Origin of the sequence: Thermodesulfitimonas autotrophica (genome assembly GCF_003815015.1) — a bacterium.
Classification (GTDB): domain Bacteria; phylum Bacillota; class Desulfotomaculia; order Desulfotomaculales; family Ammonificaceae; genus Thermodesulfitimonas; species Thermodesulfitimonas autotrophica.
In genome coordinates, this window is sequence record NZ_RKRE01000003.1 from 348,731 (window position 1) to 374,850 (window position 26,120).

At 60.0% G+C, this 26,120-nt stretch carries 40 protein-coding genes and 1 other RNA gene; all 41 read left to right on the top strand.

The genetic code is table 11. From position 1 onward, the window contains the following. The first annotated feature begins 14 nt into the window (after window positions 1–14). The 41 genes from rpsJ to fdnG all read left to right on the top strand — a co-directional run bounded on the left by rpsJ (window position 15) and on the right by fdnG (window position 26,104). On the top strand, window positions 15–323 hold the full coding sequence (gene rpsJ / locus EDD75_RS09190) for a 30S ribosomal protein S10 (protein WP_123931347.1): 309 nt from the start codon (window positions 15–17) through the stop codon (window positions 321–323). Between the two features lie 35 nt (window positions 324–358). After that, a complete protein-coding gene (rplC, locus tag EDD75_RS09195; protein ID WP_123931349.1) occupies window positions 359–988 on the top strand; it encodes a 50S ribosomal protein L3 in 630 nt (209 codons plus the stop codon). Between the two features lie 135 nt (window positions 989–1,123). Further along, a complete protein-coding gene (gene rplD / locus EDD75_RS09200) occupies window positions 1,124–1,747 on the top strand; it encodes a 50S ribosomal protein L4 (RefSeq protein WP_123931351.1) in 624 nt (207 codons plus the stop codon). Continuing rightward, the gene (gene rplW / locus EDD75_RS09205; protein WP_123931353.1) at window positions 1,744–2,031 is read left to right on the top strand and encodes a 50S ribosomal protein L23; all 288 of its coding nucleotides are present in this window, start codon (window positions 1,744–1,746) and stop codon (window positions 2,029–2,031) included. The genes rplD and rplW overlap by 4 nt, the downstream gene beginning before the upstream one ends. A 17-nt stretch (window positions 2,032–2,048) precedes the next feature. Then, window positions 2,049–2,873 carry a 50S ribosomal protein L2 gene (rplB, locus tag EDD75_RS09210; RefSeq protein ID WP_123931355.1) on the top strand — a complete coding sequence of 275 codons (825 nt, stop codon included), beginning with the start codon at window positions 2,049–2,051 and terminating at the stop codon, window positions 2,871–2,873. Window positions 2,874–2,886: 13 nt separating this feature from the next. Beyond that, a complete protein-coding gene (rpsS, locus tag EDD75_RS09215) occupies window positions 2,887–3,171 on the top strand; it encodes a 30S ribosomal protein S19 (protein ID WP_123931357.1) in 285 nt (94 codons plus the stop codon). A gap of 11 nt (window positions 3,172–3,182) precedes the next feature. Then, on the top strand, window positions 3,183–3,539 hold the full coding sequence (gene rplV, locus EDD75_RS09220) for a 50S ribosomal protein L22 (protein WP_123931359.1): 357 nt from the start codon (window positions 3,183–3,185) through the stop codon (window positions 3,537–3,539). Window positions 3,540–3,542: 3 nt separating this feature from the next. Next, the gene (rpsC, locus tag EDD75_RS09225; protein ID WP_123931361.1) at window positions 3,543–4,223 is read left to right on the top strand and encodes a 30S ribosomal protein S3; all 681 of its coding nucleotides are present in this window, start codon (window positions 3,543–3,545) and stop codon (window positions 4,221–4,223) included. Then, window positions 4,201–4,632 (top strand): 50S ribosomal protein L16, encoded by a 432-nt coding sequence (rplP, locus tag EDD75_RS09230; RefSeq protein ID WP_123931363.1) that lies wholly within the window; start codon window positions 4,201–4,203, stop codon window positions 4,630–4,632. The genes rpsC and rplP overlap by 23 nt, the downstream gene beginning before the upstream one ends. Continuing rightward, window positions 4,622–4,822, top strand: coding sequence for a 50S ribosomal protein L29 (gene rpmC, locus EDD75_RS09235; protein WP_123931365.1), 201 nt, complete (start codon window positions 4,622–4,624; stop codon window positions 4,820–4,822). Before rplP ends, rpmC begins: the two co-directional genes overlap by 11 nt. Window positions 4,823–4,839: 17 nt before the next feature. Continuing rightward, entirely contained in the window at window positions 4,840–5,142 is a 303-nt protein-coding gene (gene rpsQ / locus EDD75_RS09240; RefSeq protein WP_123931366.1) for a 30S ribosomal protein S17, read from the top strand. A 74-nt stretch (window positions 5,143–5,216) separates the two neighbouring features. Beyond that, on the top strand, window positions 5,217–5,585 hold the full coding sequence (rplN, locus tag EDD75_RS09245; RefSeq protein ID WP_123931368.1) for a 50S ribosomal protein L14: 369 nt from the start codon (window positions 5,217–5,219) through the stop codon (window positions 5,583–5,585). A gap of 28 nt (window positions 5,586–5,613) precedes the next feature. Then, the gene (gene rplX, locus EDD75_RS09250; RefSeq protein WP_170157789.1) at window positions 5,614–5,931 is read left to right on the top strand and encodes a 50S ribosomal protein L24; all 318 of its coding nucleotides are present in this window, start codon (window positions 5,614–5,616) and stop codon (window positions 5,929–5,931) included. A gap of 46 nt (window positions 5,932–5,977) precedes the next feature. Next, window positions 5,978–6,520 (top strand): 50S ribosomal protein L5, encoded by a 543-nt coding sequence (gene rplE / locus EDD75_RS09255; RefSeq protein ID WP_123931991.1) that lies wholly within the window; start codon window positions 5,978–5,980, stop codon window positions 6,518–6,520. Window positions 6,521–6,541: 21 nt separating this feature from the next. Then, window positions 6,542–6,727: a type Z 30S ribosomal protein S14 gene (locus EDD75_RS09260; RefSeq protein WP_123931370.1), complete on the top strand. Its 186-nt coding sequence runs from the start codon at window positions 6,542–6,544 to the stop codon at window positions 6,725–6,727. 20 nt (window positions 6,728–6,747) lie between these two features. Further along, window positions 6,748–7,146, top strand: coding sequence for a 30S ribosomal protein S8 (gene rpsH / locus EDD75_RS09265; RefSeq protein ID WP_123931372.1), 399 nt, complete (start codon window positions 6,748–6,750; stop codon window positions 7,144–7,146). Between the two features lie 14 nt (window positions 7,147–7,160). Continuing rightward, window positions 7,161–7,709 carry a 50S ribosomal protein L6 gene (gene rplF, locus EDD75_RS09270; protein ID WP_123931375.1) on the top strand — a complete coding sequence of 183 codons (549 nt, stop codon included), beginning with the start codon at window positions 7,161–7,163 and terminating at the stop codon, window positions 7,707–7,709. 14 nt (window positions 7,710–7,723) lie between these two features. Continuing rightward, window positions 7,724–8,092 carry a 50S ribosomal protein L18 gene (gene rplR, locus EDD75_RS09275; RefSeq protein ID WP_211328166.1) on the top strand — a complete coding sequence of 123 codons (369 nt, stop codon included), beginning with the start codon at window positions 7,724–7,726 and terminating at the stop codon, window positions 8,090–8,092. Between the two features lie 17 nt (window positions 8,093–8,109). Then, window positions 8,110–8,622 carry a 30S ribosomal protein S5 gene (gene rpsE / locus EDD75_RS09280; RefSeq protein WP_123931377.1) on the top strand — a complete coding sequence of 171 codons (513 nt, stop codon included), beginning with the start codon at window positions 8,110–8,112 and terminating at the stop codon, window positions 8,620–8,622. Beyond that, window positions 8,622–8,801: a 50S ribosomal protein L30 gene (gene rpmD / locus EDD75_RS09285; protein ID WP_170157790.1), complete on the top strand. Its 180-nt coding sequence runs from the start codon at window positions 8,622–8,624 to the stop codon at window positions 8,799–8,801. Before rpsE ends, rpmD begins: the two co-directional genes overlap by 1 nt. Before the next feature lie 15 nt (window positions 8,802–8,816). After that, window positions 8,817–9,254, top strand: coding sequence for a 50S ribosomal protein L15 (gene rplO / locus EDD75_RS09290; protein ID WP_123931381.1), 438 nt, complete (start codon window positions 8,817–8,819; stop codon window positions 9,252–9,254). Window position 9,255: 1 nt separating this feature from the next. After that, window positions 9,256–10,521, top strand: a complete 1,266-nt coding sequence (gene secY / locus EDD75_RS09295; RefSeq protein ID WP_123931383.1) for a preprotein translocase subunit SecY — start codon at window positions 9,256–9,258, stop codon at window positions 10,519–10,521. A 10-nt stretch (window positions 10,522–10,531) separates the two neighbouring features. Continuing rightward, a complete protein-coding gene (gene map, locus EDD75_RS09300) occupies window positions 10,532–11,278 on the top strand; it encodes a type I methionyl aminopeptidase (protein WP_123931385.1) in 747 nt (248 codons plus the stop codon). A 12-nt stretch (window positions 11,279–11,290) separates the two neighbouring features. Further along, window positions 11,291–11,584, top strand: coding sequence for a KOW domain-containing RNA-binding protein (locus EDD75_RS09305; RefSeq protein WP_245963141.1), 294 nt, complete (start codon window positions 11,291–11,293; stop codon window positions 11,582–11,584). Between the two features lie 36 nt (window positions 11,585–11,620). Then, a complete protein-coding gene (gene infA, locus EDD75_RS09310; protein WP_123931389.1) occupies window positions 11,621–11,839 on the top strand; it encodes a translation initiation factor IF-1 in 219 nt (72 codons plus the stop codon). Between the two features lie 139 nt (window positions 11,840–11,978). Further along, entirely contained in the window at window positions 11,979–12,092 is a 114-nt protein-coding gene (rpmJ, locus tag EDD75_RS09315; protein WP_123931391.1) for a 50S ribosomal protein L36, read from the top strand. 14 nt (window positions 12,093–12,106) lie between these two features. Further along, on the top strand, window positions 12,107–12,478 hold the full coding sequence (gene rpsM, locus EDD75_RS09320; RefSeq protein ID WP_123931393.1) for a 30S ribosomal protein S13: 372 nt from the start codon (window positions 12,107–12,109) through the stop codon (window positions 12,476–12,478). 12 nt (window positions 12,479–12,490) lie between these two features. Further along, window positions 12,491–12,877: a 30S ribosomal protein S11 gene (rpsK, locus tag EDD75_RS09325; RefSeq protein ID WP_123931395.1), complete on the top strand. Its 387-nt coding sequence runs from the start codon at window positions 12,491–12,493 to the stop codon at window positions 12,875–12,877. A 15-nt stretch (window positions 12,878–12,892) separates the two neighbouring features. Then, window positions 12,893–13,519 carry a 30S ribosomal protein S4 gene (gene rpsD, locus EDD75_RS09330; protein WP_123931397.1) on the top strand — a complete coding sequence of 209 codons (627 nt, stop codon included), beginning with the start codon at window positions 12,893–12,895 and terminating at the stop codon, window positions 13,517–13,519. Window positions 13,520–13,551: 32 nt separating this feature from the next. Then, window positions 13,552–14,496, top strand: a complete 945-nt coding sequence (locus EDD75_RS09335) for a DNA-directed RNA polymerase subunit alpha (protein ID WP_123931399.1) — start codon at window positions 13,552–13,554, stop codon at window positions 14,494–14,496. Between the two features lie 71 nt (window positions 14,497–14,567). Further along, the gene (gene rplQ, locus EDD75_RS09340; protein ID WP_123931995.1) at window positions 14,568–14,906 is read left to right on the top strand and encodes a 50S ribosomal protein L17; all 339 of its coding nucleotides are present in this window, start codon (window positions 14,568–14,570) and stop codon (window positions 14,904–14,906) included. Continuing rightward, window positions 14,903–15,700, top strand: a complete 798-nt coding sequence (gene truA / locus EDD75_RS09345; RefSeq protein WP_123931401.1) for a tRNA pseudouridine(38-40) synthase TruA — start codon at window positions 14,903–14,905, stop codon at window positions 15,698–15,700. The genes rplQ and truA overlap by 4 nt, the downstream gene beginning before the upstream one ends. Further along, window positions 15,697–16,404: a hypothetical protein gene (locus EDD75_RS09350; protein ID WP_123931403.1), complete on the top strand. Its 708-nt coding sequence runs from the start codon at window positions 15,697–15,699 to the stop codon at window positions 16,402–16,404. The genes truA and EDD75_RS09350 overlap by 4 nt, the downstream gene beginning before the upstream one ends. Before the next feature lie 97 nt (window positions 16,405–16,501). Then, window positions 16,502–16,963, top strand: a complete 462-nt coding sequence (gene smpB, locus EDD75_RS09355; protein ID WP_211328188.1) for an SsrA-binding protein SmpB — start codon at window positions 16,502–16,504, stop codon at window positions 16,961–16,963. Between the two features lie 11 nt (window positions 16,964–16,974). Continuing rightward, window positions 16,975–17,330, top strand: a transfer-messenger RNA (tmRNA) gene (gene ssrA, locus EDD75_RS09360). 109 nt (window positions 17,331–17,439) lie between these two features. Continuing rightward, window positions 17,440–18,876, top strand: a complete 1,437-nt coding sequence (locus tag EDD75_RS09365) for a methyl-accepting chemotaxis protein (protein ID WP_123931407.1) — start codon at window positions 17,440–17,442, stop codon at window positions 18,874–18,876. Window positions 18,877–18,932: 56 nt separating this feature from the next. Next, a complete protein-coding gene (locus EDD75_RS09370) occupies window positions 18,933–19,649 on the top strand; it encodes a DUF421 domain-containing protein (RefSeq protein ID WP_211328167.1) in 717 nt (238 codons plus the stop codon). Between the two features lie 50 nt (window positions 19,650–19,699). Next, the gene (locus EDD75_RS09375) at window positions 19,700–20,296 is read left to right on the top strand and encodes a ComEA family DNA-binding protein (protein ID WP_123931409.1); all 597 of its coding nucleotides are present in this window, start codon (window positions 19,700–19,702) and stop codon (window positions 20,294–20,296) included. 39 nt (window positions 20,297–20,335) lie between these two features. Beyond that, window positions 20,336–22,834, top strand: coding sequence for a DNA internalization-related competence protein ComEC/Rec2 (locus EDD75_RS09380; RefSeq protein ID WP_123931411.1), 2,499 nt, complete (start codon window positions 20,336–20,338; stop codon window positions 22,832–22,834). Between the two features lie 204 nt (window positions 22,835–23,038). Further along, entirely contained in the window at window positions 23,039–23,641 is a 603-nt protein-coding gene (locus tag EDD75_RS11610; RefSeq protein WP_123931413.1) for a twin-arginine translocation signal domain-containing protein, read from the top strand. A gap of 12 nt (window positions 23,642–23,653) precedes the next feature. After that, the gene (gene fdnG, locus EDD75_RS09390) at window positions 23,654–26,104 is read left to right on the top strand and encodes a formate dehydrogenase-N subunit alpha (RefSeq protein ID WP_484421916.1); all 2,451 of its coding nucleotides are present in this window, start codon (window positions 23,654–23,656) and stop codon (window positions 26,102–26,104) included. Window positions 26,105–26,120 lie beyond the last annotated feature (16 nt).

Sequence of the window (26,120 nt, forward strand, 5' to 3'; positions counted from 1 at the left end):
GGATTTAGGAAATAATGGCAGGACAAAAGATAAGGATCAGGCTTAAGGCCTTTGACCACTATATGCTGGACCAGTCGGCGCAGAAGATTGTGGAGACGGCTAAGCGGACTGGCGCGACGGTAGCGGGTCCGATTCCTCTGCCGACGGAGAAGAACATTTATACGATCCTACGTTCGCCGCATAAGGATAAGGACTCGCGCGAGCAGTTCGAGATCAGAACGCATAAGCGGCTGATCGAGATCCGCGAGGCAACGCCGAAGACGGTTGATTCGCTGATGCGGCTGGATCTGCCGGCTGGGGTGGACATTGAGATCAGGCTGTAGAAGTATATGAGGCTCTCTTCGTTGGAGGTGGTTTAATGAAGGGCATTCTCGGGAGAAAGCTCGGGATGACACAATATTACACCCCGGCGGGCGAAGCGGTCGCGGTAACGGTGATCGAGGCAGGGCCGTGTGTGGTGGTCCAGACCAAGACGAAGGAAAACGACGGTTACGAGGCCGTGCAGGTGGGGTTTGGGGCGAAGCCCGAGCGGCTCGTTAACAAACCCTTGAAGGGGCACTTTGCCCGTGCTGGCGTAAAACCCCTCCGTTACCTCCGGGAGTTCCGGGTTGAAAATGCCGGAGCCTACGCGGTGGGGCAGGAAATCAAGGTCGATATCTTTAGTCCTGGCGAGCGGGTGGATATCACCGGAACGAGCAAAGGGCGCGGTTTCGCCGGGGGCATTAAGCGGCACGGTTTCCACCGGGGGCCAATGGGACACGGCTCCAAATACCATCGCCGTCCCGGTGCTCTGGCGGCGAAAGGGCCCGCCAGGGTCTTTAAAGGCCGGCGGCTGCCCGGGCATTACGGGAACGAACGGGTTACCGTCCAGAATCTCGAGGTGGTCAAAGTCGATCCCGAACGGAACATCTTAATGGTTCGGGGGGCGGTTCCGGGTAACCGCGGGGGGCTTTTGATCATCAAGGAAGCGGTAAAGCAGGAAAGGTAGGTTGGGTGATCATCCAGGGGTGAGAGGCGATGTGCCGGCGGGATTACCGCGCCGCGGGCAGTGCCCGCGGTAGGGCGAGGGCACAGGCCGGCAAGTCGCAACGACCGAAGGAGAACCGTTGAGGAGGAGATGGGCTTGGCCAGAGTGAGCGTTTATAACATGGGAGGCGATCCGGTCGGCGAAGTTGAACTTCGGGACGATATTTTCGGTGTTGCCGCGAACCCGGCCGTGCTGCACGAAGCGGTGGTGATGCACCTCGCCAACCGGCGGCGCGGGACGCACGACACAAAGACCCGGGCCGAAGTTTCCGGTGGCGGGCGCAAACCGTGGCGTCAGAAAGGCACCGGGCGTGCCCGGCACGGCAGCATCCGGTCGCCTATCTGGCGGGGCGGGGGCATCGTCTTTGGGCCGCACCCCCGGGATTACGGCTACAGGTTACCGAAGAAGGTTCGCCGCCTCGCATTAAAGTTTGCTCTTTCGGAGAAAGTGCGGGCTGGGGAACTGGTGGTTATTGACACGTTTGCGTTGCCGGCGCCGAAGACCAAGGAGGCCCTAAAGTTCCTTGCGCGCTTCGAGGCTTCCGGGGGGGCGCTGTTGGTTGGTGCTGCACCGTCGCGCGAAATGAAGTTGGCGGTGGCCAACATTACGGGGGTTAAGTTTGTGCCGGTGACCAACCTTAACGTTTACGACATCTTGCGCTACCCGAAGCTTATTGTGACCAGGGAAGCGCTGGCGCGGATAGAGGAGGCGCTAAAGTGAAAAGCCCACACGACATCCTTATACGACCGGTGGTTACCGAAAAGAGCATGGCTTTGTTGGCGGAGAACAAGTACACGTTTTACGTAGATCCGAAGGCTACCAAGACCGACATCAAGAACGCCGTAGAAAAGGTTTTCAACGTCAAGGTCTTAAAGGTCAATACGCTAAGGGTAAAAGGAAAAGTGAAACGGGTGCGGCGTGCACTCGGTAAGGCTCCGGACCGCAAAAAAGCGGTTGTCACTTTGCGGCCCGGGGACAAGATCGAGATCTTTGAAGGGCTGTAAGGAAAGGAGGGGTTCAGGTGCCGGTTAAGAAATACAAGCCGACATCGCCGGGCAGGCGCTTTGTGACCGTCTCTACTTTTGAAGAGGTAACCAAGACCGAGCCGGAACGCTCCCTTTTGAAGCCGCTCAAGCGGAAGGGCGGGCGGAACAACCAGGGCCGGATTACGGTTCGTCATCAGGGCGGGGGGCATAAGCGTGCGTACCGGGTGATTGATTTCAAACGCGACAAAGACGGGGTTCCGGCGAAAGTGGTGGCGATAGAATACGACCCGAACCGGTCGGCCCGGATTGCCCTCCTCCATTACCGGGATGGAGAGAAACGTTACATCATTGCTCCTGCTGGGCTGGAGGTCGGCCAGACGGTTGTTTCCGGCCCGGACGCGGATATTAAGGTTGGTAACGCGCTACCGTTAAGGAATATCCCGGTGGGCACCGTCATCCACAACATCGAACTGAATCCGGGTGAGGGCGCGAAGTTAGTGCGCTCCGCCGGGGCGTCGGCGCAGCTGATGGCCAAGGAAGGCGATTACGCGACGATCCGGATGCCTTCGGGGGAGATGCGGTTGATCCAGCTTGACTGCCGCGCGACGATCGGGCAGGTGGGCAACGAAGAGCACGAGAACATTTCCATCGGTAAGGCCGGCCGCGCCCGCTGGATGGGCATCAGGCCTACGGTGCGGGGCGTCGTTATGAATCCGGTGGATCACCCGCACGGCGGCGGCGAGGGCAAGTCGCCGATCGGGCGCAACCCGGTAACTCCTTGGGGCAAGCCGGCTCTCGGGGTTCGGACACGGAAGCCGAAGCCGAGCGACCGGCTCATCTTGAAGCGGCGTTACGAGTAAAGGGGGAGTGGCAATGGGACGTTCACTTAAAAAGGGGCCGTACTGCGATCCCAAGCTGCTGAAAAAAATTGAAGACCTGAATGCCCGGGGCGAAAAACGGGTAATCAAGACCTGGTCGCGGCGTTCCACCATCTTCCCTCAGATGATTGGACACACGATCGCGGTTTATGACGGACGCAAGCACGTCCCGGTTTACGTTACGGAAGAGATGGTGGGGCACAAGCTTGGTGAGTTTGCGCCGACCCGGACTTTCAGGGGGCACGGCGCCCACACCGAGCGCTCCACGGCGCTGAAATAGGGGGGTTCGGGATGGCCGAAGCAGTAAAAGAGGCAAGGGCTACCGCCAAGTACCTGCGTGTTTCACCCCGGAAGGCCCGGCAGGTGGTTGACCTGATCCGGGGGAAAAGGGTCGGCGAGGCTTTAAGCATTCTGCGGTTTGTACCGCGCAAGGCCGCCAGAATGGTGGAAAAGGTGGTCCGATCGGCGGTGGCCAACGCAGAGCATAATTACGACCTAATTCCGGATGAGCTTTTTATCGTTCGGGCGTACGTCGATCAGGGGCCATCGCTGAAGCGTGTCCGGGCCCGGGCCTACGGCCGGGCTAATATCATCCGCCGCCGTACGAGCCACGTTACTGTGGTGGTCGGTGAAAGAAAGGAGGGGTAGGGTTTGGGTCAAAAGGTTGATCCGCGGGCTTTGAGGCTCGGTATTAACCGTGACTGGAACGCCAAGTGGTTTGCCGATAAAAGAGATTTTGCCAAATATCTTCTCGAGGACGTAAAGATCCGGAAGTTCATCAAGGAGCGTCTCCGCCAGGCAGGCATCTCTACGGTTCAGATTGAGCGGACGGCGAACCGAATCCGGATTTTTATCCACACGGCGAAGCCCGGAATCGTGATCGGGCGGGGCGGCGCGGAGGTAGAACACCTGCGGAAAGATCTGGAGCAGCTGACCGGGAAGCACGTGAACGTAAATATTGTGGAGATCAAGGTCCCTGAGCTTGACGCCCAGTTGGTGGCGGAGAACATTGCGCAGCAGATCGAGCGCCGGGTGGCCTTCCGCCGGGCGATGAAACAGGTGGTTTCGCGGGCGATGCGGATGGGTGCAAAAGGTATCAAGGTTGCTGTCAGCGGGCGCCTGGCGGGGGCGGAGATTGCCCGCACCGAGTGGTACAGCGAAGGCAAGGTGCCCCTGCATACGCTGCGAGCCGACATAGATTACGGTTTTGCCGAAGCGATGACCACCTACGGCAAAATCGGGGTGAAGGTCTGGATTTACAAAGGCGAGATCCTGCCGGAACGGGCTGCAGATCGAGGAGGTAGGGGAAGTGCTACAGCCGAAAAGAGTTAAATTCAGGAAGCAACACCGGGGCCGGATGACCGGGCAGGCCAAGGGCGGCACGACGGTCCATTTCGGTGAGTACGGCCTTCAGGCCCTGGAGCCGGCCTGGATTACCGCCCGGCAGATCGAGGCCGCGCGAATCGCGATGACCCGTTACGTCCGCCGGGGCGGGAAGGTGTGGATCAGGATCTTTCCGGATAAGCCCGTGACGGCGAAACCGGCCGAAACGCGTATGGGAAGCGGGAAAGGGTCACCGGAATACTGGGTGGCAGTGGTAAAGCCCGGACGGATTCTCTTTGAGATCGGCGGGATACCCGAGGAGGTGGCCCGGGAAGCTATGCGGCTGGCGGCGCACAAGCTACCCATCAGAACCAGGTTTGTGAAGCGTGAGGAAGCGGGTGAGGTCAGTGAAGGCTAAGGAGATCAGGGGGTTGACCGCGGAGGAACTGGTGCGGAAAATTGCCGATTCTAAGGAAGAGCTTTTCCGGCTGCGGTTTCAGCTTGCGACCGGCCAGCTGGATAACGTGATGAAGATCAGGGAAGTAAAGCGGCGGATAGCACGGTTGAAGACTATCTTGCGCGAGCGGGAGCTCGGGATTAGGAGTTAAGGAGGAGGTAAAGTCCTATGGAGCGCGGACGGCGCAAAGTGCGCGTGGGACGCGTGGTGAGCGATAAAATGGACAAGACGGTTGTGGTGGCCGTGGAAACCCTAGTCCGGCACCCGCTTTACCAGCGCACAGTCCGGCGGACCAAGAAAGTAAAGGCGCACGACGCCGAAAACACCTGCCGCGTGGGCGACAAGGTCAGGATCATGGAGTGCCGGCCCCTTTCCAAGGAGAAACGCTGGCGGGTAGTGGAGATCATCGAGCGGGGAAAGCGTTTTGACGTGGTACCGGCCGTGGCGGAGGAAATTTCGGACAATGGGTAAGCCGGCAGGTGGCTTGGCGCTGTAGGGCGGCTTCGCGTTGGTCCGGTATTCGGTTCGCGGAAGGAGGGAGCTAAATGATCCAGGTCCATACGATCCTAAACGTAGCAGATAACACCGGCGCGAAGAAGCTGATGTGTATCCGGATTCTTGGCCATGCCCACCAGCGGTATGCTGGGATTGGCGACGTTATTGTTTGTTCCGTCAAGGAGGCGTCACCCGGGGGTGTGGTTAAGAAGGGGGACGTTGTCAAGGCGGTTGTGGTCCGGACGAAGAAAGAGATGCGGCGTCCGGACGGATCGTATATCAAGTTTGACGAAAACGCGGCGGTGATTATCAAGGATGACAAGAGCCCGCGGGGGACGCGAATCTTCGGTCCGGTGGCCCGGGAGCTCCGGGAGCGGGACTTTATGAAAATAATCTCGCTCGCGCCGGAAGTCTTGTAGTTGCCCGCGGGTTTTAGGGGGTTGTAAGATGCCTAAGGTGCACGTGAAAAAAGGGGATACCGTTCTGGTGATCAGAGGCAAGGACGCGGGTAAAAAAGGCAAGGTTTTAAGCGTCCTGCCGGAAAAGCAACGAGTAATCGTAGAGAAGGTAAACATTGTGAAACGTCATTCCCGCCCGACGCGGCAACTCCCGCAGGGAGGCATTGTCGAGAAGGAGGCTCCTATTCATGCTTCCAACGTGATGCTTGTCTGCGGGAAGTGCCACCGGCCTACCCGGGTCGGCCGCCGCTTTTTGGAGGACGGGACAAAGGTCCGGTTCTGCAAGAAGTGCGGCGAAGTGCTGTAGGGTGCAGGAAGTGGCAGTTAAGGAGGGCAAGACCGCGGTGTCACGTGTGTCACGCTTAAAGGAGAAATACCGGAAAGAAGTCGTGCCGGCGCTCATGGAGAAGTTCGGCTACAAGAACGTAATGGAGGTCCCGCGGCTCGCTAAGGTGACGGTGAACATGGGCCTGGGCGAAGCAATTCAGAACCCCAAGGCAATCGACGCGGCGGTCGAAGACTTGAAGGTGATCACGGGGCAGAAACCTGTTGTAACGCGGGCGAAAAAGTCGATCGCGGCTTTTAAGCTCCGGGCAGGGATGCAGATCGGCGCGAAGGTAACCCTGCGGGGGGAGCGGATGTATGATTTTGTCGACAAGCTCTTCAACATCGTCTTACCGCGCGTCCGTGACTTTCGGGGTGTGCCGCCGAAGGCCTTTGACGGCCGGGGGAACTTTACCTTAGGCTTGCGGGAGCAGATCATTTTTCCGGAGATCGATTACGACAAGGTTGACCGGGTGCGGGGCATGAACATCACTTTTGTGACGACGGCGAAGACCGACGAGGAAGCCCGGGAGCTCCTGCGCCTTCTGGGTATGCCCTTCGCCGCGTCGTAGTTCTGGTAAAGGAGGTACAGGATGGCCAAAAAATCGCTAATCGCTAAGGCCCAGCGGCCGCCTAAATTTGAGGTCCGGCGCTATAACCGCTGCAAGCTCTGCGGCCGTCCGCGGGCTTACATGCGGAAGTTTGGCGTTTGCCGGATATGCTTCCGGATGCTGTGCTACCGGGGCGAGATCCCGGGCGTCCGGAAGGCGAGTTGGTAAGGGAAGGGGGTTGTTTTACCGTGGTTATGACTGATCCCATCGCGGATTTCCTGACCCGGATCAGGAATGCCAATATGGTTTACCGCAGCACGGTAGAGATCCCGGCTTCCAGGGTGAAGGTTGCGCTGGCCTCGGTGCTGAAGGACGAGGGCTTTATTAAGGACTACGAGGTCATCGAGGATAACAAGCAGGGAATTATCCGGATCTACCTGAAGTACGGGGCGAATAAAGAACGGGTGATCAGCGGGTTGCGACGCATTTCCAAACCGGGCCGGCGGGTCTACGCGCGCAAGGACCAGGTCCCGCGGGTGCTGGGCGGTTTCGGGATAGCGATACTTTCGACTTCGAAGGGTATCATGACCGACAAGCAGGCGCGGAAGCTCGGGCTTGGCGGTGAAGTTATCTGCTACGTCTGGTAGCGGGGAGGTGGCGTATGTCGCGGATCGGCAAAAGACCCATTCCCCTACCGCAGGGAGTGGAGGTCACGATAGAAGGTAACAGAGTGGCGGTTAAGGGCCCGCTCGGGACGCTCGAGAGGGAGTTTCCCGAAGGGGTGACCATCGAAAAGCAAGACGCGGTGCTCTTAGTCCACCGCCGTTCGGACGAACCGCGGGACAGGGCGCTGCACGGACTAAGCCGGACGCTGCTGAACAATATGGTGGTCGGCGTAACGCAAGGCTTCACGAAGGGGCTCGAGATAGTAGGCGTGGGTTACCGTGCGGCCAAACAGGGGCGCAAGCTCACCCTCACCATCGGCTATTCGCACCCGGTGGAGATCGAGCCGCCGGAGGGAGTGGAGATCGAAGTGCCGGCGCCTACTAAGATCGTTGTGAAGGGTGCCGACAAGGAGAAGGTTGGGCACGTGGCGGCCTACATCAGAAGCGTGCGCGAGCCAGAGCCTTACAAAGGCAAAGGCATCAGGTACGAAGGCGAGGTTATCCGGCGGAAGGCCGGTAAGGCCGGCGGTAAAGGGAAGAAGTAAGGAGGGAGCGAAGTTTGGGCTTTAACAAACCTGACCGCAAAGAGTTGCGCGAGCGGCGCCGGATGAGGGTGCGGAAAAAGGTTTACGGCACCGCTGAGCGCCCGCGGCTTAACGTCTTCCGGAGTCTGAAGCATATCTACGCGCAGGTCATCGATGATGACCGCGGCATCACCCTGGTGGCGGCTTCTTCGCTCTCGCCGGAGTTGCGGGGCAAGGTTAACGGTGGTAATATTGAAGGTGCGGCTGCGGTCGGCAGGCTTATTGCCGAGAAGGCGAAGGCGAAGGGGATCAACAAGGTGGTTTTCGACCGCGCCGGTTACCTTTATCACGGACGGGTAAAGGCCCTTGCAGACGCGGCCAGGGAAAACGGGCTGGAGTTTTAAGAAAAGGGGGGAACAGGGTGGAGAGCATCGACGCCTCGAAGCTTGAGCTTACGGAGAAGGTCGTTTCGATCAGGCGGTGCGCCAAGGTCGTCAAAGGTGGCCGGCGGTTCAGCTTCTCGGTCCTGGTGATCGTCGGTGATGGTCAGGGCCATGTGGGAGCGGGACTCGGTAAGGCGGGCGAGGTGCCCGACGCGATAAAAAAGGGAATCGAAGACGCTAAGAAGAACCTGATTAAAGTACCGATGGTCGGCACGACGATTCCTTACGAGGTCGTGGGGCACTTTGGCGCCGGTAAGGTGCTTTTGAAGCCGGCGGCTCCCGGTACCGGGATCATTGCGGGCAGCGCCGTCCGGGCGATCCTGGAGCTGGCAGGGGTGAAGGATATCCTTACCAAGTCGCTCGGAACGAACAATCCACACAACATGACGCGGGCGACCTTTGACGCCCTCAAGAAACTGCGGGACCCGGACGAAATCAAACGTTCACGCGGCCTGCTTGGCCAGGACTATGCGGTTAGGAGGGAAGCGTGATGGGGGAGATGAGAATCACCCTGGTGCGGAGCACCATCGGCGCCAATAGGAAACAGCGGGCGACCGTGGCGGGTCTGGGACTCCGCCGGGTTAACCAAACGGTGGTGAAGCAGAATAATGCCGCACTCAAGGGAATGGTGGCGAAGATTCATCATCTCGTCCGGGTTGAAGAGTCATAAGGAAGGGGGTTAAGCATGAGGCTTGCGGAACTCAAGCCCGCTCCCGGAGCGCGCCGGAAGCCCGTCCGGAAGGGGCAGGGTATCGGTTCGGGGCTGGGCAAGACGGCAGGGAGAGGCCATAAGGGTCAGAAGGCCCGTTCCGGCGGCGGCGTGCGTCCCGGATTCGAGGGCGGTCAGATGCCGTTAGCGCGCCGGATGCCGAAGCGGGGCTTTACCAACATTTTTAAAAAGGAATATGTTATTATCAACCTCGGCCAGCTTAACCGGTTTGAGGATGGTGCAGTGGTGACTCCGGAGGTGCTGCGGGAGGCTGGTCTGATCAAAAAGAAAGGTGCGGTAAAGATTTTGGGGTCCGGAGAGCTGAAGAAGGCGCTTACCGTCAGAGCCCATGCGTTCAGCCAAGGAGCCGCGGCGAAGATAGCGGCGGCGGGCGGTAAAGCCGAGGTGATCTAGGATGGCGGGGCTCGCGGGGATCAAAACGGCGGTTAACGTAGAGGACCTCCGGACGCGGCTCTTTTACACCATCGGACTGCTACTTATCTTCCGTCTAGGGGCGCACATTCCGGTCCCGGGTGTTAACCCGGCGGTGGTCGCCAAGCTTATCGAAAGCGGCGCGCTCTTCGGCTTTTTTGACGTGATTTCCGGTGGGGCGTTCAAAAACTTTTCGGTCTTTGCGATGAGTATTACACCGTACATCAACTCATCGATTATCATGCAGCTCCTGACGGTAGTGATTCCGTACCTTGAAAAACTCGCTAAAGAGGGCGAAGAGGGGCGCAAGAAGATTACCCAGTATACGCGGTATGGGACCGTAATCCTGGCCTTTCTGCAGGCGATCGGCATGGCGCTCTTTCTGCGGAGTGCGCTCCTTCACCCGGGTTTCTTCAGCTACCTGGTGGTAGCCATTAGCCTCACCGCCGGAACGGTCTTCCTGATGTGGCTCGGGGAGCAGATCACCGAGAAGGGGATCGGCAACGGGATTTCGCTCCTGATTTTTGCCGGTATCGTCTCCCGGATTCCGGCTGGCGGCGCCCGGGTGCTCGATTACCTGCAGGCGGGAACGATCAACATCTTAAGCGTGGTACTCCTGGTGGTGATCGCGGTGGCGGTGATTGCCGGGATAGTGGCGGTAAACGAGGCGCAGCGGCGGATTCCGGTACAGTACACCAAGCGAGTAGTCGGCCGGAAGGTTTACGGGGGGCAGAGCACGCACCTGCCCCTGCGGGTAAATATGGCGGGCGTGATCCCCGTAATTTTCGCCTCCTCGCTCTTGATGTTTCCGGAACAGGTAGCCGGATGGCTGAAGGGTAATGTGGTGGCGGACTGGTACATGCGCTATTTTCACTGGGGGTCCGCAGCGCACACGATAATCTACGCACTGCTCATTATCGGGTTCACCTACTTTTACACGGCGGTAATCATGAACCCGCTCGACGTGGCCGAGAACATCAAGAAGTATGGCGGGTTTATTCCGGGGATCCGCCCCGGGCGGCCTACCGCAGAGTATATTAGCCGCGTGATGACGCGTATCACCCTGGCGGGTGCAATTTTCTTGGCGTTAATCGCCATCTTGCCGAGCTTTGTGCTACTGGCGACGCGGATTCCGCACATCTACTTTGGCGGGACGGCCTTGCTGATTGTTGTGGGTGTGGCCCTCGAGACGATGAAGCAGCTTGAGGCCCACCTCTTAATGCGGAGTTACCAGGGATTCATCAAGTAGGGTAAGCGGGATGATCTATAAAAAGTCTGAGCGTGAGCTTGCCTACATGCGCGACGCGGGGCGGATCGTAGCCCTCACCCTACGGGAATTAGAAAAGGTGATTAAGCCCGGGGTTACCACGGGGGAACTCGACGCCATCGCCGAGGCGTTCATCCGGCGGCAGGGAGCGGAGCCGGCCTTTAAGGGGCTCTACGGGTACCCGGCCAGCATCTGCGCCTCTGTGAACGAGCAGGTGGTGCATGGGATACCGGGAGCACGGCGGCTCCAGGAAGGTGACATCATCAGCATCGATGTCGGAACGGTGTTGAACGGCTACTGCGGCGATGGTGCGGCCACCTTTCCGGTGGGGACCATCAGTAGCGCGGCTGCGCGGCTCCTACGCGTTACAGAGGAGGCGCTGGGGAAGGGTATCGAACAGGCGGTTGCCGGCAACCGGTTGTCGGATATCTCCCACGCCATCCAGCAGTGGGTGGAGGACCACGGCTTTTCGGTGGTCCGTGATTTTGTGGGCCACGGCATCGGCAGGAAGATGCACGAAGAGCCGCAGGTGCCCAATTTCGGGCCGCCGGGGCGCGGCCCGCGGTTGGAGGTCGGAATGACGCTGGCCATAGAGCCGATGGTTAATGAGGGTAGCTATGAAGTCCAGGTCCTCGAGGACAACTGGACGGTAGTTACCAGGGACGGCAAGCTATCGGCGCATTTCGAACATACCGTGGCCGTGAGGGACGGGGCGGCCGAGATTTTGACCCGCCCGTAAGGGGGGACGATGGTGCCGGGCGAGGAGCTGAAGATACTCCAGCCGGGCCGGCTTGTAAGTTCGAAAGCCGGGCGTGATCGCGGGCGCTACTACCTCATCTACGAGGTGCTTTCCGACCGCCTGGTCAGAGTTGTCGACGGTGTGAGGCGGCGGATCGAGAACCCAAAAGAGAAGAATGTGAAGCACCTGCAGTTCCACCCTGCGGTGGCCGTGGCGGTGGCTGAAAAGTTAGGGCGGGGCGAGCGGGTGACGGATGCGGAGATTAGACAGGCGCTCGAGCGCCTGGTAAACAAGAATGAAGATTAAGGAAGAATCGACCCTGCGACCAAAAGGGGGGGCTCCATGTCCAAGCAGGATGTTATCGAAGTAGAGGGTACGGTTATCGAGCCTCTGCCGAACGCGATGTTCCGGGTCGAACTGGCTAACGGGCATAAGGTCTTAGCCCACGTCTCCGGGAAAATCAGGATGCATTTCATCCGGATCCTGCCTGGGGACAAGGTGATGGTGGAGCTTTCGCCCTATGACCTGACCCGGGGCCGTATCGTCTACCGGTACAAGTAAACGTGGCCCAGCAGCGCGGTGCAAGGTTGCCGGCTGGACGCAGATAGGGCGAGAAAACGGTGCGGATTTACGGGCCCGGTGTGCCGCGCCGGGCTTCGACCGGCATTTTTGCTCACTTTTCGGAGGGGAGGCGCAAGCAATGAAGGTGCGGCCGTCGGTTAAGGCCATTTGCGAAAAATGCAAGATTATCCGGCGGAAAGGGAAAGTGATGGTTATTTGTGTCAACCCGAAGCATAAGCAGAAGCAGGGCTAGGGAGGTGAAGGAAGTTGGCGCGTATTGCAGGTGTTGATTTGCCGAAGGATAAGCGGGTGGAAATCGGGCTCACCTACATTTACGGTATCGGTCGCTCCACCGCGAAGAAGATCCTGGCAAAGACGGGGATCAACCCTGATACCCGGGTTAAGAACCTTACCGAAGAAGAAATAAGCCGGTTACGCGAAGTCATCGACAGGGAGTACAAGGTCGAGGGCGATCTCCGGCGGGAAGTAGCCTTGAATATTAAGCGCCTGATGGAGATCGGTTGTTACCGGGGTTTGCGCCACCGGCGGGGCCTCCCCGTGCGGGGACAGCGCACCCGGACTAATGCTCGCACCCGGAAAGGCCCGCGCCGCACGGTCGGCGTTCGGAGAAAGAAATAAGGAGGGTAATGGATGGCGCGACGTGCGCGAACGAAGAAGAAAGAGAGGAAAAATGTTGAACAGGGCATAGCCCACATCAAATCGACATTCAACAATACCATTATCACGATTACGGATAACAACGGCAACACGGTATCCTGGGCCAGTGCCGGCACGGTAGGCTTTAAAGGGAGCCGGAAGAGCACCCCGTTTGCGGCTCAGCTGGCCGCCGAGAAGGTGGCGCGAGAAGCCATGGAACACGGGATGAAAGAGGTTGCCGTGTTGGTGAAAGGTCCGGGCGCCGGGCGGGAAGCGGCAATCAGGTCGCTCCAGGCGGCCGGCCTGCAGGTAAGTCTGATCAAGGACGTAACGCCTATTCCGCACAACGGCTGCCGGCCCCCAAAGCGCCGGCGCGTATAGGAGGTAAGGGAAAAAGTGGCACGTTATACTGAGGCTCGTTGCCGGCTCTGTCGCCGTGAAGGGGTCAAGCTCTATCTCAAAGGTGACCGGTGCTACAGTAATCGTTGCGCCATGGAGCGGCGGAATTTCCCTCCAGGACAGCACGGTCGGGCGCGGCGGAAAGTTACAGAGTACGCCTTGCAGCTGCGGGAAAAGCAGAAACTCCGCCGGATTTACGGGGTCTTAGAGGCCCAGTTCCGGAACTATTTCGAGAAGGCTGAACGGCAGCGGGGGATCACCGGCGAGAACCTTTTGCGCCTGCTAGAGCGGCGGCTCGATAACGTAGTTTACCGGCTCGGTCTGGCGAGTTCCCGCGCCGAAGCCCGGCAGCTTGTGCGCCATGGTCACTTCCAGGTCAACGGGCGAAAGGTCAATATTCCTTCATACTTGGTACGGGTCGGTGACCGGATCAGCGTGGCGGCAAATTCGAAAGAGTCGCCGCGGATCAAGGAGTTGATGGAGCGGGCAGCCCAGAACACCCCCCCGGCCTGGCTGAGCTACGACGCGGACGCGGCGACGGGGGAGGTCCTGGCTTATCCTGCCAGAGACCAGATCGACGTTCCGGTGCGGGAGCATTTGATTGTCGAGCTCTACTCACGGTAACGCCGGGAGAGGCTGGTTTAAGGGGGCTTTTTATGTTGGAAATTGAAAAACCCAGGATTGAGTGTGACACCATCTCGCCTGCGGGTGATTTCGGGCGTTTCGTGGTTGAGCCGCTGGAGCGGGGCTTTGGAACTACCATTGGAAACGCGTTGCGTCGGGTGCTTCTTTCATCTATTCCCGGCGCCGCGGTAACAACGGTGAAGATCCAGGGCGTTCTGCACGAGTTCATGGCGGTGCCGGGTGTGCGCGAGGACGTAACGGAGATTATTCTGAATCTGAAGGGCCTGAAAATCAAGATGCATACCGATGAGGAACGTGTCCTCCGCATCGAGGCTACGGGCGAGAAGGTGGTCCGGGCAGCGGATATTATCGGGGACGCCGACGTAGAGATTATCAATCCCGATCACTACATCGCCAGCCTGGCGCCTGAAGGTCGCCTCTTCATGGAGATGAAGGTGGCGCGGGGGAGGGGTTATGTTCCGGCAGAACGCCAGCAGGCTGAGTTCGTTATCGGGGTGATCCCGATTGACGCGGACTTTTCCCCCGTGAAAAAGGTGAATTACACCGTTGAGAGCACGCGGGTCGGGCAGGCCACCGATTTTGATAAGCTGATCCTTGAAGTATGGACCAACGGCTGCGTGCGTCCAGACGAAGCGGTGAGCCTGGCGGCACGCATCCTGTCGGAGCACTTCCTGCTCTTCACCGGCTTGAGCGAGACGGTGAGCAGGATGCCGATCATGGTTGAAAAAGAAGAGGAAAAGAAGAACCGGCTGCTTGACCTGACGATCGACGAACTTGACCTTTCGGTTCGTTCCTCTAACTGTCTGAAGCGGGCGGGAATACTGACGGTTGAACAGTTGATCCAGCGCGACGAGGAGGAAATGAGCAAGGTTCGGAATCTCGGCAAGAAGTCGCTCGAGGAGATCAAGCAGAAGCTGGCTGAGCTCGGGCTTTCCCTCCGCAAGAGCGGCGAATAGGGTGTAAGCTTTACTGACTGCGGTTTGTGATTCTTTATGCGGATGGATCAGGAAGGGGGTAACGATTGGCTGTGGGCTACAGAAAACTTGGCGTGAGGACCGGGCACCGGAAGGCGCTGCTGCGAAACCTGGTTACCGCGCTTTTCCGGGACGGAAAGATTACCACAACCGAACCGCGGGCCAAAGAGGTCCGCAGCATTGCGGAAAAGATGGTTACGCTGGCCAAAAGAGGGGATCTTGCCGCCCGGCGGCAGGTTCTCGGTTACATCTACGACGAGGACGTCGTCCGGAAGCTTTTTAGTACCATTGGCCCGCGTTATACCAACACGCCCGGCGGGTATACCCGCATTATGAAGCTTGGGGAGCGGCGGGGCGACGCGGCCGAGATGGTGGTTCTGGAATTAGTGTGAGCGCTGCGGGCTGCAAGCGCTGCTTCGCCCTGAAGGTTGCCTACGACGGGACGCATTTTCATGGCTTCCAGAAGCAGCCAGGCCTCCGGACGGTGCAGGGGGTGCTCGAGGCGTGTCTCGCGTCTTTAACCCGCGGGGCGTGTTCGGTGCAAGGGGCGGGGCGAACCGATGCGGGAGTGCACGCAAAAGGCCAGGTGGTCTCGTTCTGCTGCGGGGACTGGCCGATTCCGGTGGACCGCGTGGTGCCGGCCCTTAACGGCGCGCTTCCGGAAGATATCGCCGTTTTAGCGGCAGCGGAGGTGCCACCGGGTTTTCACCCCCGCTACGACGCGGTGCGCAAGGTTTACCGTTATACCATTTTTCGGCGGGCAGTACGCTGTCCGCTTGCGCGTCTTTACGCGCTCCATTTCCCCGGACCCCTTGATGTGGCGCGGCTGGCGGAAGCGATGGACCTTTTAGTAGGGAAGCACGACTTTCGCGCTTTTCAGAATACCGGGCGGCCGGTAGAGTCGGCTGTGCGCACCCTTTTCACGTGCCGGGTCCAGGAGGATGGGGACTTCCTCCACCTCTGGTTCGCCGCTGACGGTTTTCTCTACCAGATGGTCCGGATCATCGTGGGGACGCTGCTCGAGATTGGGCGTGGGCGGCTTGCGCCTGCGGTGATCGGCGAGGCCTTGAAGAGCGGGGAGAGGCGGCTCTTAGGGCCGACCGCGCCGCCGCACGGGCTCTGCCTCGAAGAGGTTCACTACCGGCAGGAACTCTTTACCGGTAGTGGTGAGGAGCGATGCTTATGACGCTGTGGAAGTGCCCGGGGCAGGACCGGCGCGATTTTAAGCCGGAGGATGTCATCCTGGCGCCCTGCCCGGCGTGCGGGGCGGAGATAGAATTCTTCCCCGATGACATCATGGTGCGCTGTTCTGCCTGCGGCAAGCTTGCCCGCAATCCGAAGTTCAACCCTGCCTGCGCGGCTTGGTGCGCCTACGCGGATAAGTGTCTTGGCGCGGTGGCAGCGGTTTACCGCCGACAGCCAGAAGTCTTGCGGGAAAAGCTGGTCGGGGCGGTGAACCGCATACTGGCCGATTTTCCGGCGGCGCGGCGGCGGGCGCTCGCCGCCGCAACTTACGCGGCCGAGTTGGCCCGGCGGGAAGGCGGGGCGCCCTTGGTGGTGACGGCGGCGGTTTTGTTCCAGAACATCGGCCTGGCTGGCCCGGAAGCTGCGGGGATGGGGCTTGAGGCTGACGCGCGGGAAGTAATGGCGTCGGTAGGCCTGCCGCCGGAGGCGATTGAGGCGGCGGTGGCGGTTCTCGGGGTGCTTGCCGGCGGTCCGGGCACCGGACAGCTTGAGGAGCGACTGGCCCGGGACGCGCTCCGCCTGGCGGACTGGCCCCGGGAAACGGAGGGGAAGAGTCCGCTCGAAGTCGAAGCGCTGGCGGCGAGCTTCGAAACGGCGGCGGGTCGGGAGATGGCGCGCGCGAAGGCGGGTAGAGGGCGTGGCTGAAAGTGTAACGTCAGACATATTTTGTTATTTCAGGCGGCAGCGGGTTGACGGTGCGAACTATGCAGGGATATAATAAAAGCGAGGGTTTTCGAAGGAGCTGGGAGCCGTGCCGGTAAAGGTGGTTTGCGAAAACCGTAAGGCGCGGCACGATTATTTTATCCTCGAAACCTTCGAGGCTGGCATAGTGCTGACTGGCACGGAGGTAAAATCCCTCCGGGCCGGGCGCGGGAACCTCAAAGAGAGCTACGCCCGGGTGGAAAACGGGGAGCTCTGGCTCTACGACATGCATATCAGCCCTTACGAGCAGGGGAACCGCTTCAACCACGAGCCGAAACGGCCGCGCAAGCTCCTGATGCACAAAGGTGAGATCATGCGTCTCTGGGGGCGGACGCGCGAGAAGGGTTTGACGCTTGTTCCCTTGCGGTGTTACTTTAAGGACGGCAGGGCAAAAGTCGAGATAGCGCTGGCCAAGGGTAAGAAGCTCTACGACCGGCGCGAGGAGATTGCGGCCCGCGAGGCGAAGCGGGAAGTGGAGCGGGCCCTGCGGGGTAAAGAGTGATCTTAAAACATGGGGGCGACAGGTTTCGACGGGGGAAGCGGAGGCAAGAGGAGCGAGCCGGGGTTGCTGCCAGCCCGTTAAAACGGTGGCAAAAGTATAAACGCCAACAAACAAGAGCTCGCTCTGGCCGCATAAGTTCGGCCAGCATCCTGCGCGCCTTTGCCTGCGGGGCGGGTCGGGGTGTGACATGAGCAGGCTTGCCTTAAGGCCGGTTCCCGGCGGCCGGTAGGGAGAACTAACCGGGATAGCGTCCGGTAGAGCCTGGCTGTGGGCGCTACCGGCGCGAAGCGCAGTACACAGCCTGCGCTCGGAGAAACTCTTGTGGCCGGTCCTTCGGACGGGGGTTCGATTCCCCCCGCCTCCACCATTAGCACGCAGAACTCCCGACGTGAAAACGCGGGGGTTTTTTGTTTTGCGCCGCGCGTAAAGATTTTTCCCTCTTTTGCCGAAATCACTTTTGAGAACCCGAAGGAGGGATGGGCGCTTTGACGGGTAGTGAAACTAAGCCGCAGGAGGCAAAAAACGGTATCAATTCTTCCCCAGCAGGAACCTGGCGCCGGCGCACACTCGCACTCTCCGTTGCCTTTGTGCTGCTGATGATGGCAACGGGGCTTGTTGGTATCGTGGCTGCAAGGTACACCACCAGTCTTTACCGGCACGCGCTTAACCGTCATATCCTCGTGGAACGGGAGCTTCGTTTGACCCTCCTTGCTTTTACCACCGCCGATTTTCAGCGCCAGAGGTTTCTGCAAAGCCGGAGTAAAGAGGCAGAGCGGGAATTCTATGCCGGGCTGGACGATTTTTACCGGCATCTGAAACGCCTGGACGAGCTTGCGGCAGGCGAGATTCCGGCCGGCGTGATCCACGCGCTCGAAGAAGCGATGGAAGATTACCGGCGCCTCGCCGAAAGAGGGATGGCAGCGGGGCAGAAGGGCGACCCGCAGATGATAGAGGCGCTCTACCGGGGCGAGTTGGCCGCCTGCCGGCAGGACATTTTCAGCGCCGGCGAGCGCATCGGGGCGGCGATCGAGGCCCATAACCAGGAGACCGACCGCCAGGCGGTAGCGGCGCTGCGGTGGTTGGCGATCGCCAAAGGGGTCCTGGGTCTGGCCTTCGCGGCTTATTTTGGCCTCTGCGTTATGACCTTCCGCCAGGTTAACCGGTTAGCCCAAGAGCTGGCGGGGGCGCGGCGGCAAGTTCAGCAAGGCGGCATCGGCGGCAAGTTCGAGGAGCTGCTCACCCTGCTGAATGCCCGGCTGGCGGAGTTGCAGGATGTTGCCGTAAGGCTGGAGGAGAAGACGCGCTATCTGCGCGGGGCGGTAGATACGCTGGCTGAAGGGGCGGAGCAGGCGGCAGGGTTAGTGATGAATACTACCTGGGCGGCGTTTCAGGCGGCCCGGGACGCCGAGGCGGTATCGGCAGGTTCCGTGACGCTTTCCGACACGGCCAGCGTGGTCACCCAGAGGATCGGCGCAGAAACGGCGAAGCTCGCTACCGTTCTCGAGGAAGTGGACGGCCTTCAGGAGACCCTCGAACGGGCCTGCATGGTGCTGCGGCGTCTGGAGGCGGCGGTGAGCGAGGGGAAGGAGCTTGGCGGGTTCCGGCAGGAGATCGCCGGATTGGCGGCGCTTTTAAATCCCGAAGGCGGTGCTACCGGCGAAGCGGTCCGGCGCATAACGGAAGCGCTCGGCTCCTTCCAGGAGACCCTCGGGGTGCTTGAGCAGTGGGGGGAGGAATTCCGCGGTTTGATGCAGCGCCTCTTGGCCCTGAAGGAGCAGGTAACCGGTCTTGGCGCGATGGCCGAGCAGCATACCGCGATGGTCGAAGAGGTAACCTCTTCGATTTACGTTGTCGCCCAGATGACGGAGGAACTCGAGGCGCTGGCGGCACGACTTAAAGGGGATGAGGGATAAAGCGGTTAGCCAAAACCCCCGGGCGGACAAGATAAAAAAGGATTCCCCCCAGAAGGGTGAGCGGTTTGGGCTTGCTCGAAGTGGTGGCCCGTACGGTCATCATCTACTTTGTGGTGCTGCTCATGGTGCGCCTTATGGGAAAGCGCGAAATCGGGCAACTTTCGCCTTTCGATTTCGTGGTGGCGATCATTATCGCGGAGGTGGCCGCCCTGCCGATGGAGCAGCCGGAGATTCCGCTCTTGCGGGGCCTGGTTCCCCTTTTTGTCCTCGTGGCCTTAGAGATCGCTTTCTCTTACGCCATTCTCCACAGCCGGTGGTTAAGACAGCTCATGTGCGGGCGGCCGCAGGTAGTTATCAGTAACGGTAGGATTCTGAACCGGGAGATGCGCCGCGCCAGGTACAACCTCGATGATCTCCTGAGCCAGTTACGGGAGAAAGGCTACCCTAACCCGGCGGAAGTGGCCTTCGCCGTGTTAGAGACCTCGGGGCGGCTAAGCGTGGTTCCGTGGGCCGAGGTCCAGCCGCCAACCCGGCAGGACCTGGGGCTGAAGGCCCGGCCTACCGGGCTCCCGAAGGTTTTGGTAGCGGACGGAGAGCTCCTGTTGCCAGATCTCAGGGCCGGCGGGCGGGAGCGCGACTGGCTTGAAGCGGCGCTGCAGGCGCGGGGCCTGCGGCCCAAAGATGCCTTTTTAGTTACCCTTTCCCCCGACGGAGAGCTTTTTGTGAGTCCCCGGGAGGGATTTCCTCTGCCTACCGCGAAAAAAGAAGATTGAACTTTGCGTGCTCCTGGTAGCGGACGCGCAGGATTCGGAGGTTAGGGGCGGTGGAGTTCGGACGCCGCGAACAACTCATCCTGCTTCTTCTCGCGGTAGCGGTGGCGTTCGGTTTTGGGGCCAAGTACGCGCTTAATCGCCAGCGAGTGGTTGAGGGGCCCGCGGTAGTAACCGAGAAACCCGCCGCAATCTATGTCCACGTTGCGGGAGCGGTTTACCACGCCGGCGTTTACCGGCTGACGCAGGGGAGCCGCGTCCTCGACGCGGTGCGCCGGGCGGTGCCCCGTCCTGATGCGGACGTGGATGCGCTAAATTTAGCCCAGCCGCTTGAAGACGGGCAGAAGGTGGTTGTACCGGCCAGGCTTTCCGCTCAGGGACAGCTTCCTGCGGGTGCCGGGAATCCCTTCGCCGCGCCTGTGGCGCAGGACGGCTCCAGTAGTGGCGCTACGGGCGGCAGGCTCAACATCAACACTGCGGATGCCGCTGCCCTCGAAACCCTTCCGGGCGTCGGCCCGGCGCTTGCCCAGCGGATAGTTGCGTACCGGGAGGCCCATGGTCCCTTCACTGCGGTAGAAGACCTCCTCAACGTCCCCGGGATCGGCGAGAAAAAGCTCGCGCAGTTGAGAGAACATGTTACGATTCACTAGCGCTGCAGCCGCATATTTTTTCCGTTGGGGAAGCGGCGCGTGGGCTTTAAAGAAGGGATGGTAGCGGTCGGGGGGACGGGGGGCGACCCCGCAGGGAGAAAAGGTTTCGCGGTGCCACCGCTTATCCTCGTTGCTGCGCTTTACGCGGGCGGGTGCGCGGCTGGCTATTTTGTTTCCGTTGCGGCAGGGGTTGCCTTTCTCGGCAGCCTTTTCACCATCCTTCTCGCCGTTATCGGTTATTTCTACGCCCGCAACCGCAATCACCCGCTCATTTACGCGCTCTTCTTTTTCCTCGGCGTGGTGGGCGTCCGTCTGGCTGTTGCCGAAGCGGTGACGCCGCTTACCGCGTGGTCGGACCACTACGCGGTGGTTCGCGGTACGGTAGTCGCGGCCCCGGAGGTCCGGCAGGGGGAGGCGCGGTATCTCTTACGGGTGGCTGAAGCCAGGATCGGGGAAAAGCGGTTTAGCGGCGGCCGGCTGCTACTGGTCGTCCGGGGGGCAGAGAAGGTCTTCGGCTATGGGGATCTTCTAACGGCAAAAGGCTTCTTGCGTGCGCCCCGGGCGCCGGGAAATCCCGGTGAGTTCGACTACGCGAGGTACTTAGAGCGGCGCGGCGTCGGCGTGCTCCTTTACGCCCGGGCGGAGGCGGTCACGCGAACCGGGCGGGGGAGTCTCAATCCGGTAGTCGGTGCAGCGCTATGGCTCCGGGAGCGGCTGTTCGCTGCCATGGACGCCCTTTTTCCGCCTGAGCAGAGCGCGTTGGTGAAGGGGATCGCTTTCGGGGCCCGGACGGCGCTCGACCCGCTGGTAAACGAGGCCTTCAGAGAAACAGGCGTGGTCCATATATTAAGCGTCAGCGGGCTGCACGTCGGTCTGGTGCTCGGTTTTGTGCTCGGTATCGCCCGCAGCATCCGGCTCCGGTCTGGGGCAACGCTTCTTGTTTCCCTGCTTGTCCTCATCTTCTACGACCTGATGGTCGGCGCCGGACCCCCGGTCGTCCGGGCTACGGTAATGGCGGTTCTTTTTCTCTGGGCGAAACACTTGGGGCGGGAGCGTGACTGGCCGACGGCGCTGGCAGTTGCGGCGCTAATAATCCTTTTGGCCAATCCCCTTGCGGTAGGCGACCCCGGCTTTCAGCTCTCCTTCGCTGCCACCTGGGGCATCCTTTTCCTGGGCCCGGTAATGGTCAACCTGATCGAAGGCTGCGGTGCCCGCCTGCAGCGAAAAGTGCCCCCGGCGCTGGCCTGGGGGGTGGCGGTACCGCTCGGCGCGCAGCTCGGGACCCTGCCGCTGGTGGCGCTATACTATGGTCTCGTTTCCCCCGTTGCGGTGCTGGCGAATATCCTGGCGGTGCCGCTCACGGGTTTTATCCTCCTCTGCGGCGTGCTGGCGGCCGTCTTTGGGCTCTTCTACCTGCCTCTCGGGGAGATTATGGCGGCGCCCACCGGTCTGCTGCTCGATCTTTTTACCGGCCTCATCCGCTTTTTTGACCGCCTGCCCGGCGCCTTCTTTTACCTTCCCGCGCTGCCCTGGGGGATCGTTCCCCTCTGGTACGGTCTTCTCTACCTTGCGGTTTTACGGCTTTCCGGGCGCCCGGCGCGGGCGGCTGTTCCCGGCCGCTCCGGTTTCGGTCCTTTTCTGGCCCGCGCCGCGGTTCTTGGTCTGGTGGTCGTGGCTTGGCTTGGCCTCTTTCGCTGGGTGGGCGGGATGACACCGGGATTGCGGGTAGATTTTTTAGACGTAGGACAGGGAGACAGCGCTCTCGTGCGGACGCCGGGCGGGGGTGTAATCTTGATCGATGCGGGCGGTTGGCCGGGAGAACTGGAAGGTAAGCGGCCCGATGGGGCCGGGATGCGCGTTGTCCGTTACCTCCGGCGGCAGGGGGTGCGCCACATTGATGTGCTGGTGCTGACCCACCCGCACGAAGACCACTGCGGCGGGGCGCGGGCGGTGGTGGAGCGCTTACCGGTGCGGCTGGTGGTGGTACCGCCGCTGCCGCGCGGCATAGCACCCCCTTACGACCGGCTCCTCGATGATTTTCGGGCGCGGGGTATCCGTGTTTGCACCGCCAAAGGAGGCGACCGCATCCGGCTTGACCCGGCGGTGGAGGTTGCGGTGCTGGCGCCGCTTCCAGCCGGTAAATTGCCGGCCGCGCCGACTTTAAATGATGCGTCCTTGGTACTGCGCCTGCGCTACCGAGAAAGAAGCGTGCTTTTTGCCGCAGATGTAGAGCAGGAAGGGCAGGGGCGCCTCCTGCATTCAGGCGTACGGCTACAAAGTGACGTTCTGAAGGTCCCCCACCACGGTTCTGCGCACTTCCTTCCGGCTTTTTACCGGGCGGTGTGCCCGGAAGTTGCGGTCATTTCGGTGGGGACGCCGAACCGTTTCGGCCAGCCTGCTCCGGCGGCGCTTGCGATACTCCAGCGTGTCGGGGCCAAAGTTTACCGGACGGACCAGGACGGTGCCGTTTCCCTCTGGACCGACGGGCATAATCTTAAGGTGCACACCGCCCGCCGCTTCCTCCGCCGCGCCGCTTGAGGAGAGAGCGGTACAAGTATTTTCCCCTGGCCGTCCGATTTGTCGAAAAGAAAACTTTTCCGCAAGAAAATGTTATTGCCATGGTTGATTTGTGACTGGATATGTAGTAAAATGTTAGAAAATGTTTAGTAGGGGTGGTAAGTCGGCATAGCAGCGATTACACGGAAGAAGTGAAAACTTGTTAGTACCGGAAGGAGGAGAGCCATGAGCAGATTGAACCGACGGGATTTCCTAAAGCTTTTGGGTTTAGGAACGGCTGGGATCGCCGGTTTTCCTGCCGTAAGTGCAGCAGGTGAATTGCCAGCTCCTGTGCCGGGGTCCTACAGGCTTAAACGGGCCAAAGAAACCGTTTCGGTTTGCTCGTACTGCGGCTGTGGCTGTGGCTTGGTCGTTTATAGTGAGGGCGACCGGGTCGTCTATATTGAAGGGGATCCCGATCACCCTATCAATGAAGGCCACATGTGCCCGAAAGGGATCGCGCTTTCCGACGCGAATACGATCGTGGATCAGAATAAACGCCGGGTGCCCAACCCGCGGCGGGTGACCAAGGTCTTATACCGGCGTCCCGGCGCTACCAAGTGGGAGGTCAAAGACTGGGACTGGGCTTTAAAGGAAATTGCGAAGCGGGTCAAAGCAACGCGCGATGCGACCTTTGAAGAAAAAGACGCCAACGGCGTTACGGTTAACCGGACCCCAGCGATCGCTCACTTAGGAAGCGCTTCCCTCGATAACGAAGAGAATTACGTCATCCATAAGCTTCTCCGGAGCTTAGGCATCATTAATATCGACCACCACGCCCGTCTCTGACACTCCTCTACCGTGGCCGGTCTGGCCAACACGTTCGGCAGAGGAGTAATGACCAACCACTTCATCGACTACAAGAATGCGGATGTTGTCTTGATGATCGGTTCCAATTCCGCCGAATGTCACCCCCGGGCAATGAGCTGGATCCTGCGTGGCCGGGAGACCCGTGGCACCAAGTTGATCGTGGTGGATCCCCGGTTTACCAAGAGTGCGGCCCTGGCCGATATCTACGCTCCCATCCGGCCCGGAACCGATATCGCCTTCCTGCTGGGCTTGATTAACTATGCCATCGAGAACAAGCTTTACCAGCACGATTACGTGGTCAATTACACCAACGCCTCTTTCCTGGTAGACCCAAATTTCAAGTGTGAAGACGGCCTCTTTTCTGGTTTCAATCTGAAGGACGGAAAGGTCTTCTACGACACCACCACCTGGCGCTATCAGAAGGATGGCGACACCATCAAAAAGGACCCCACGCTCCGCGACCCCAACTGTGTTTTTCAAATTTTAAAGCGGCACGTGGCGCGGTACGACATCAAAACCGTTTGCCAGATTACCGGGACGCCCGAAGATATTTACCGCCAGGTATGCGAAACCTTCTGTGCTACCGGCGTGCCCGACAAAGCCGGTAACGTCATTTACGCGATGGGGATTACCCAGCACACTTACGGCAGCCAAAACGTGCGGGCCATCGCGATGCTGCAATTGCTTCTCGGTAACATTGGCGTCGCGGGGGGCGGGGTGAACGCCCAGCGCGGCGAGTCGAATGTCCAGGGTTCAACGGACATGGCGATGCTCTTCCACCTGCTTCCCGGGTACCTGGCGATGGTTGATGCCACCAAACATACTAAGCTTCAAGATTACCTGGATAAGGAAGTTCCCAAAACCAGCTTCTGGCAAAATACCGGAAAGTTTCTCATCAGTCAGTTGAAGGCCTGGTACGGCGATAAGGCGACCAAGGAGAACGACTTCTGTTTCGATTGGCTGCCGAAGCTTGACGGGAAGCCCCACGACCACGTTTCCATCTTCCAGAGCATGGCGGAGGGGAAGATCAAGGGCTTCTTCGCCTGGGGGCAGAACCCGTTAGTGGGCGGGCCGACTGTGGCAGCGGAACGGCAGGCGATGGAGAACCTGGACTGGCTGGTTGTTGTGGATCTTTTCGAGACCGAGACGGCGGCTTTCTGGAAGCGCCCCGGTGTTGACCCGAAGAAGATCAAGACGGAGGTCTTTCTCCTACCGGCAGCCTTTTCTTACGAGAAAGAAGGGACGGTTACCAACAGCGGCCGCTGGGTCCAGTACCGCTGGAAAGCGGTGGCGCCCCCAGGTGACGCTAAGAGCGATCTCTGGATTGCGGACCGGCTCTTCAAGGCCATCCGGAAGGAGTACCAGACTGGGGGAAGGTTCCCCGACCCGATCTTGAATATGGTTTGGAATTACGACGCGCCCGGCAGCGACGAGCCTGATATCGGGAAGGTGGCCCTGGAAATTAACGGGTACACCGTTGCTGACGGTAAGGCGTTAGATACCTTTGTTAAGTTGAAAGACGATGGTTCTACCGCCTGCGGGTGCTGGATCTACGCCGGTTACTGGGTGGTTGATCCGGAACTGAAGGTGGAGGCGGCGAAGCGGCGGAGCCGTGTGGACAAAAGTGGTCTGGGACTCTACCCGAAATGGGCCTTTGCCTGGCCGGTAAACCGCCGCATCGTTTACAACCGCTGCTCGTGCGATCCGAACGGACAACCCTGGGATCCGCAGCGCGCCCTGGTAGCCTGGGATGGCACTAAATGGGTAACTAACGATGTTCCGGACTTTGCGGTTAAGGACGCGGCAGGGAATCCGGTGCCACCGGCGAAGACGGCTGGAGCACCCTTCATCATGGTGCCGGAAGGGGTCGGGCGGCTCTTCGGCGCTGATAACGGAATTAGAGCTGGCGCTCTTAAAGAGGGCCCGCTTCCGGAGCATTACGAGCCGGTGGAAAGCCCGATTGCAAACCTGATTGCCAAGCAGCAAAACAACCCTGTCATCCTCCGCCGGAAGGGAGCTTTTGATCGGGTTGCGCCAAGCGGAAGTGTTGAATATCCTTACGTGCTTACCACCTTCCGGTTAGTCGAACACTACCAGAGTGGTGCTGTGACGCGGAATTCACCCTGGTTGGTAGAGCTTATGCCCGAAGTGTTCGTGGAGATTTCACCACAGCTTGCGGCCAGGTTAGGTATCAAATCCGGTGACGCCGTTGTGGTCTCCACTATCCGGGGCACGATCAAGTGCAAGGCTTGCGTTACGCCGAGCCTGAAACCCTTAAAGGTCGGCGGGCGTGAAGTAGAGGTTGTTGGTCTTCCCTGGCACTGGGGCTACCAGGGTATAGGAGTGGGCGAATCTGCGAACGTGCTGACGCTCTCTCTTGGCGACGCCAACACGCAGATTCCCGAATACAAGGCGTGCCTCTGCAACATCCGCAAGGCTTAGCGTTAACGGCAAAGAA

Bases quoted from the DNA above. Each gene is read 5' to 3' on its own strand.
- rpsJ (WP_123931347.1), top strand. From the start codon at position 15: ATGGCAGGACAAAAGATAAGGATCAGGCTTAAGGCCTTTGACCACTAT.
- rplC (WP_123931349.1), top strand. From the start codon at position 359: ATGAAGGGCATTCTCGGGAGAAAGCTCGGGATGACACAATATTACACC.
- rpsS (WP_123931357.1), top strand. From the start codon at position 2,887: ATGGGACGTTCACTTAAAAAGGGGCCGTACTGCGATCCCAAGCTGCTG.
- rplV (WP_123931359.1), top strand. From the start codon at position 3,183: ATGGCCGAAGCAGTAAAAGAGGCAAGGGCTACCGCCAAGTACCTGCGT.
- rpsQ (WP_123931366.1), top strand. From the start codon at position 4,840: ATGGAGCGCGGACGGCGCAAAGTGCGCGTGGGACGCGTGGTGAGCGAT.
- rplN (WP_123931368.1), top strand. From the start codon at position 5,217: ATGATCCAGGTCCATACGATCCTAAACGTAGCAGATAACACCGGCGCG.
- rplX (WP_170157789.1), top strand. From the start codon at position 5,614: ATGCCTAAGGTGCACGTGAAAAAAGGGGATACCGTTCTGGTGATCAGA.
- EDD75_RS09260 (WP_123931370.1), top strand. From the start codon at position 6,542: ATGGCCAAAAAATCGCTAATCGCTAAGGCCCAGCGGCCGCCTAAATTT.
- rplF (WP_123931375.1), top strand. From the start codon at position 7,161: ATGTCGCGGATCGGCAAAAGACCCATTCCCCTACCGCAGGGAGTGGAG.
- rpmD (WP_170157790.1), top strand. From the start codon at position 8,622: ATGGGGGAGATGAGAATCACCCTGGTGCGGAGCACCATCGGCGCCAAT.
- rplO (WP_123931381.1), top strand. From the start codon at position 8,817: ATGAGGCTTGCGGAACTCAAGCCCGCTCCCGGAGCGCGCCGGAAGCCC.
- secY (WP_123931383.1), top strand. From the start codon at position 9,256: ATGGCGGGGCTCGCGGGGATCAAAACGGCGGTTAACGTAGAGGACCTC.
- map (WP_123931385.1), top strand. From the start codon at position 10,532: ATGATCTATAAAAAGTCTGAGCGTGAGCTTGCCTACATGCGCGACGCG.
- infA (WP_123931389.1), top strand. From the start codon at position 11,621: ATGTCCAAGCAGGATGTTATCGAAGTAGAGGGTACGGTTATCGAGCCT.
- rpmJ (WP_123931391.1), top strand. From the start codon at position 11,979: ATGAAGGTGCGGCCGTCGGTTAAGGCCATTTGCGAAAAATGCAAGATT.
- rpsK (WP_123931395.1), top strand. From the start codon at position 12,491: ATGGCGCGACGTGCGCGAACGAAGAAGAAAGAGAGGAAAAATGTTGAA.
- EDD75_RS09335 (WP_123931399.1), top strand. From the start codon at position 13,552: ATGTTGGAAATTGAAAAACCCAGGATTGAGTGTGACACCATCTCGCCT.
- EDD75_RS09350 (WP_123931403.1), top strand. From the start codon at position 15,697: ATGACGCTGTGGAAGTGCCCGGGGCAGGACCGGCGCGATTTTAAGCCG.
- EDD75_RS09365 (WP_123931407.1), top strand. From the start codon at position 17,440: ATGGGCGCTTTGACGGGTAGTGAAACTAAGCCGCAGGAGGCAAAAAAC.
- EDD75_RS11610 (WP_123931413.1), top strand. From the start codon at position 23,039: ATGAGCAGATTGAACCGACGGGATTTCCTAAAGCTTTTGGGTTTAGGA.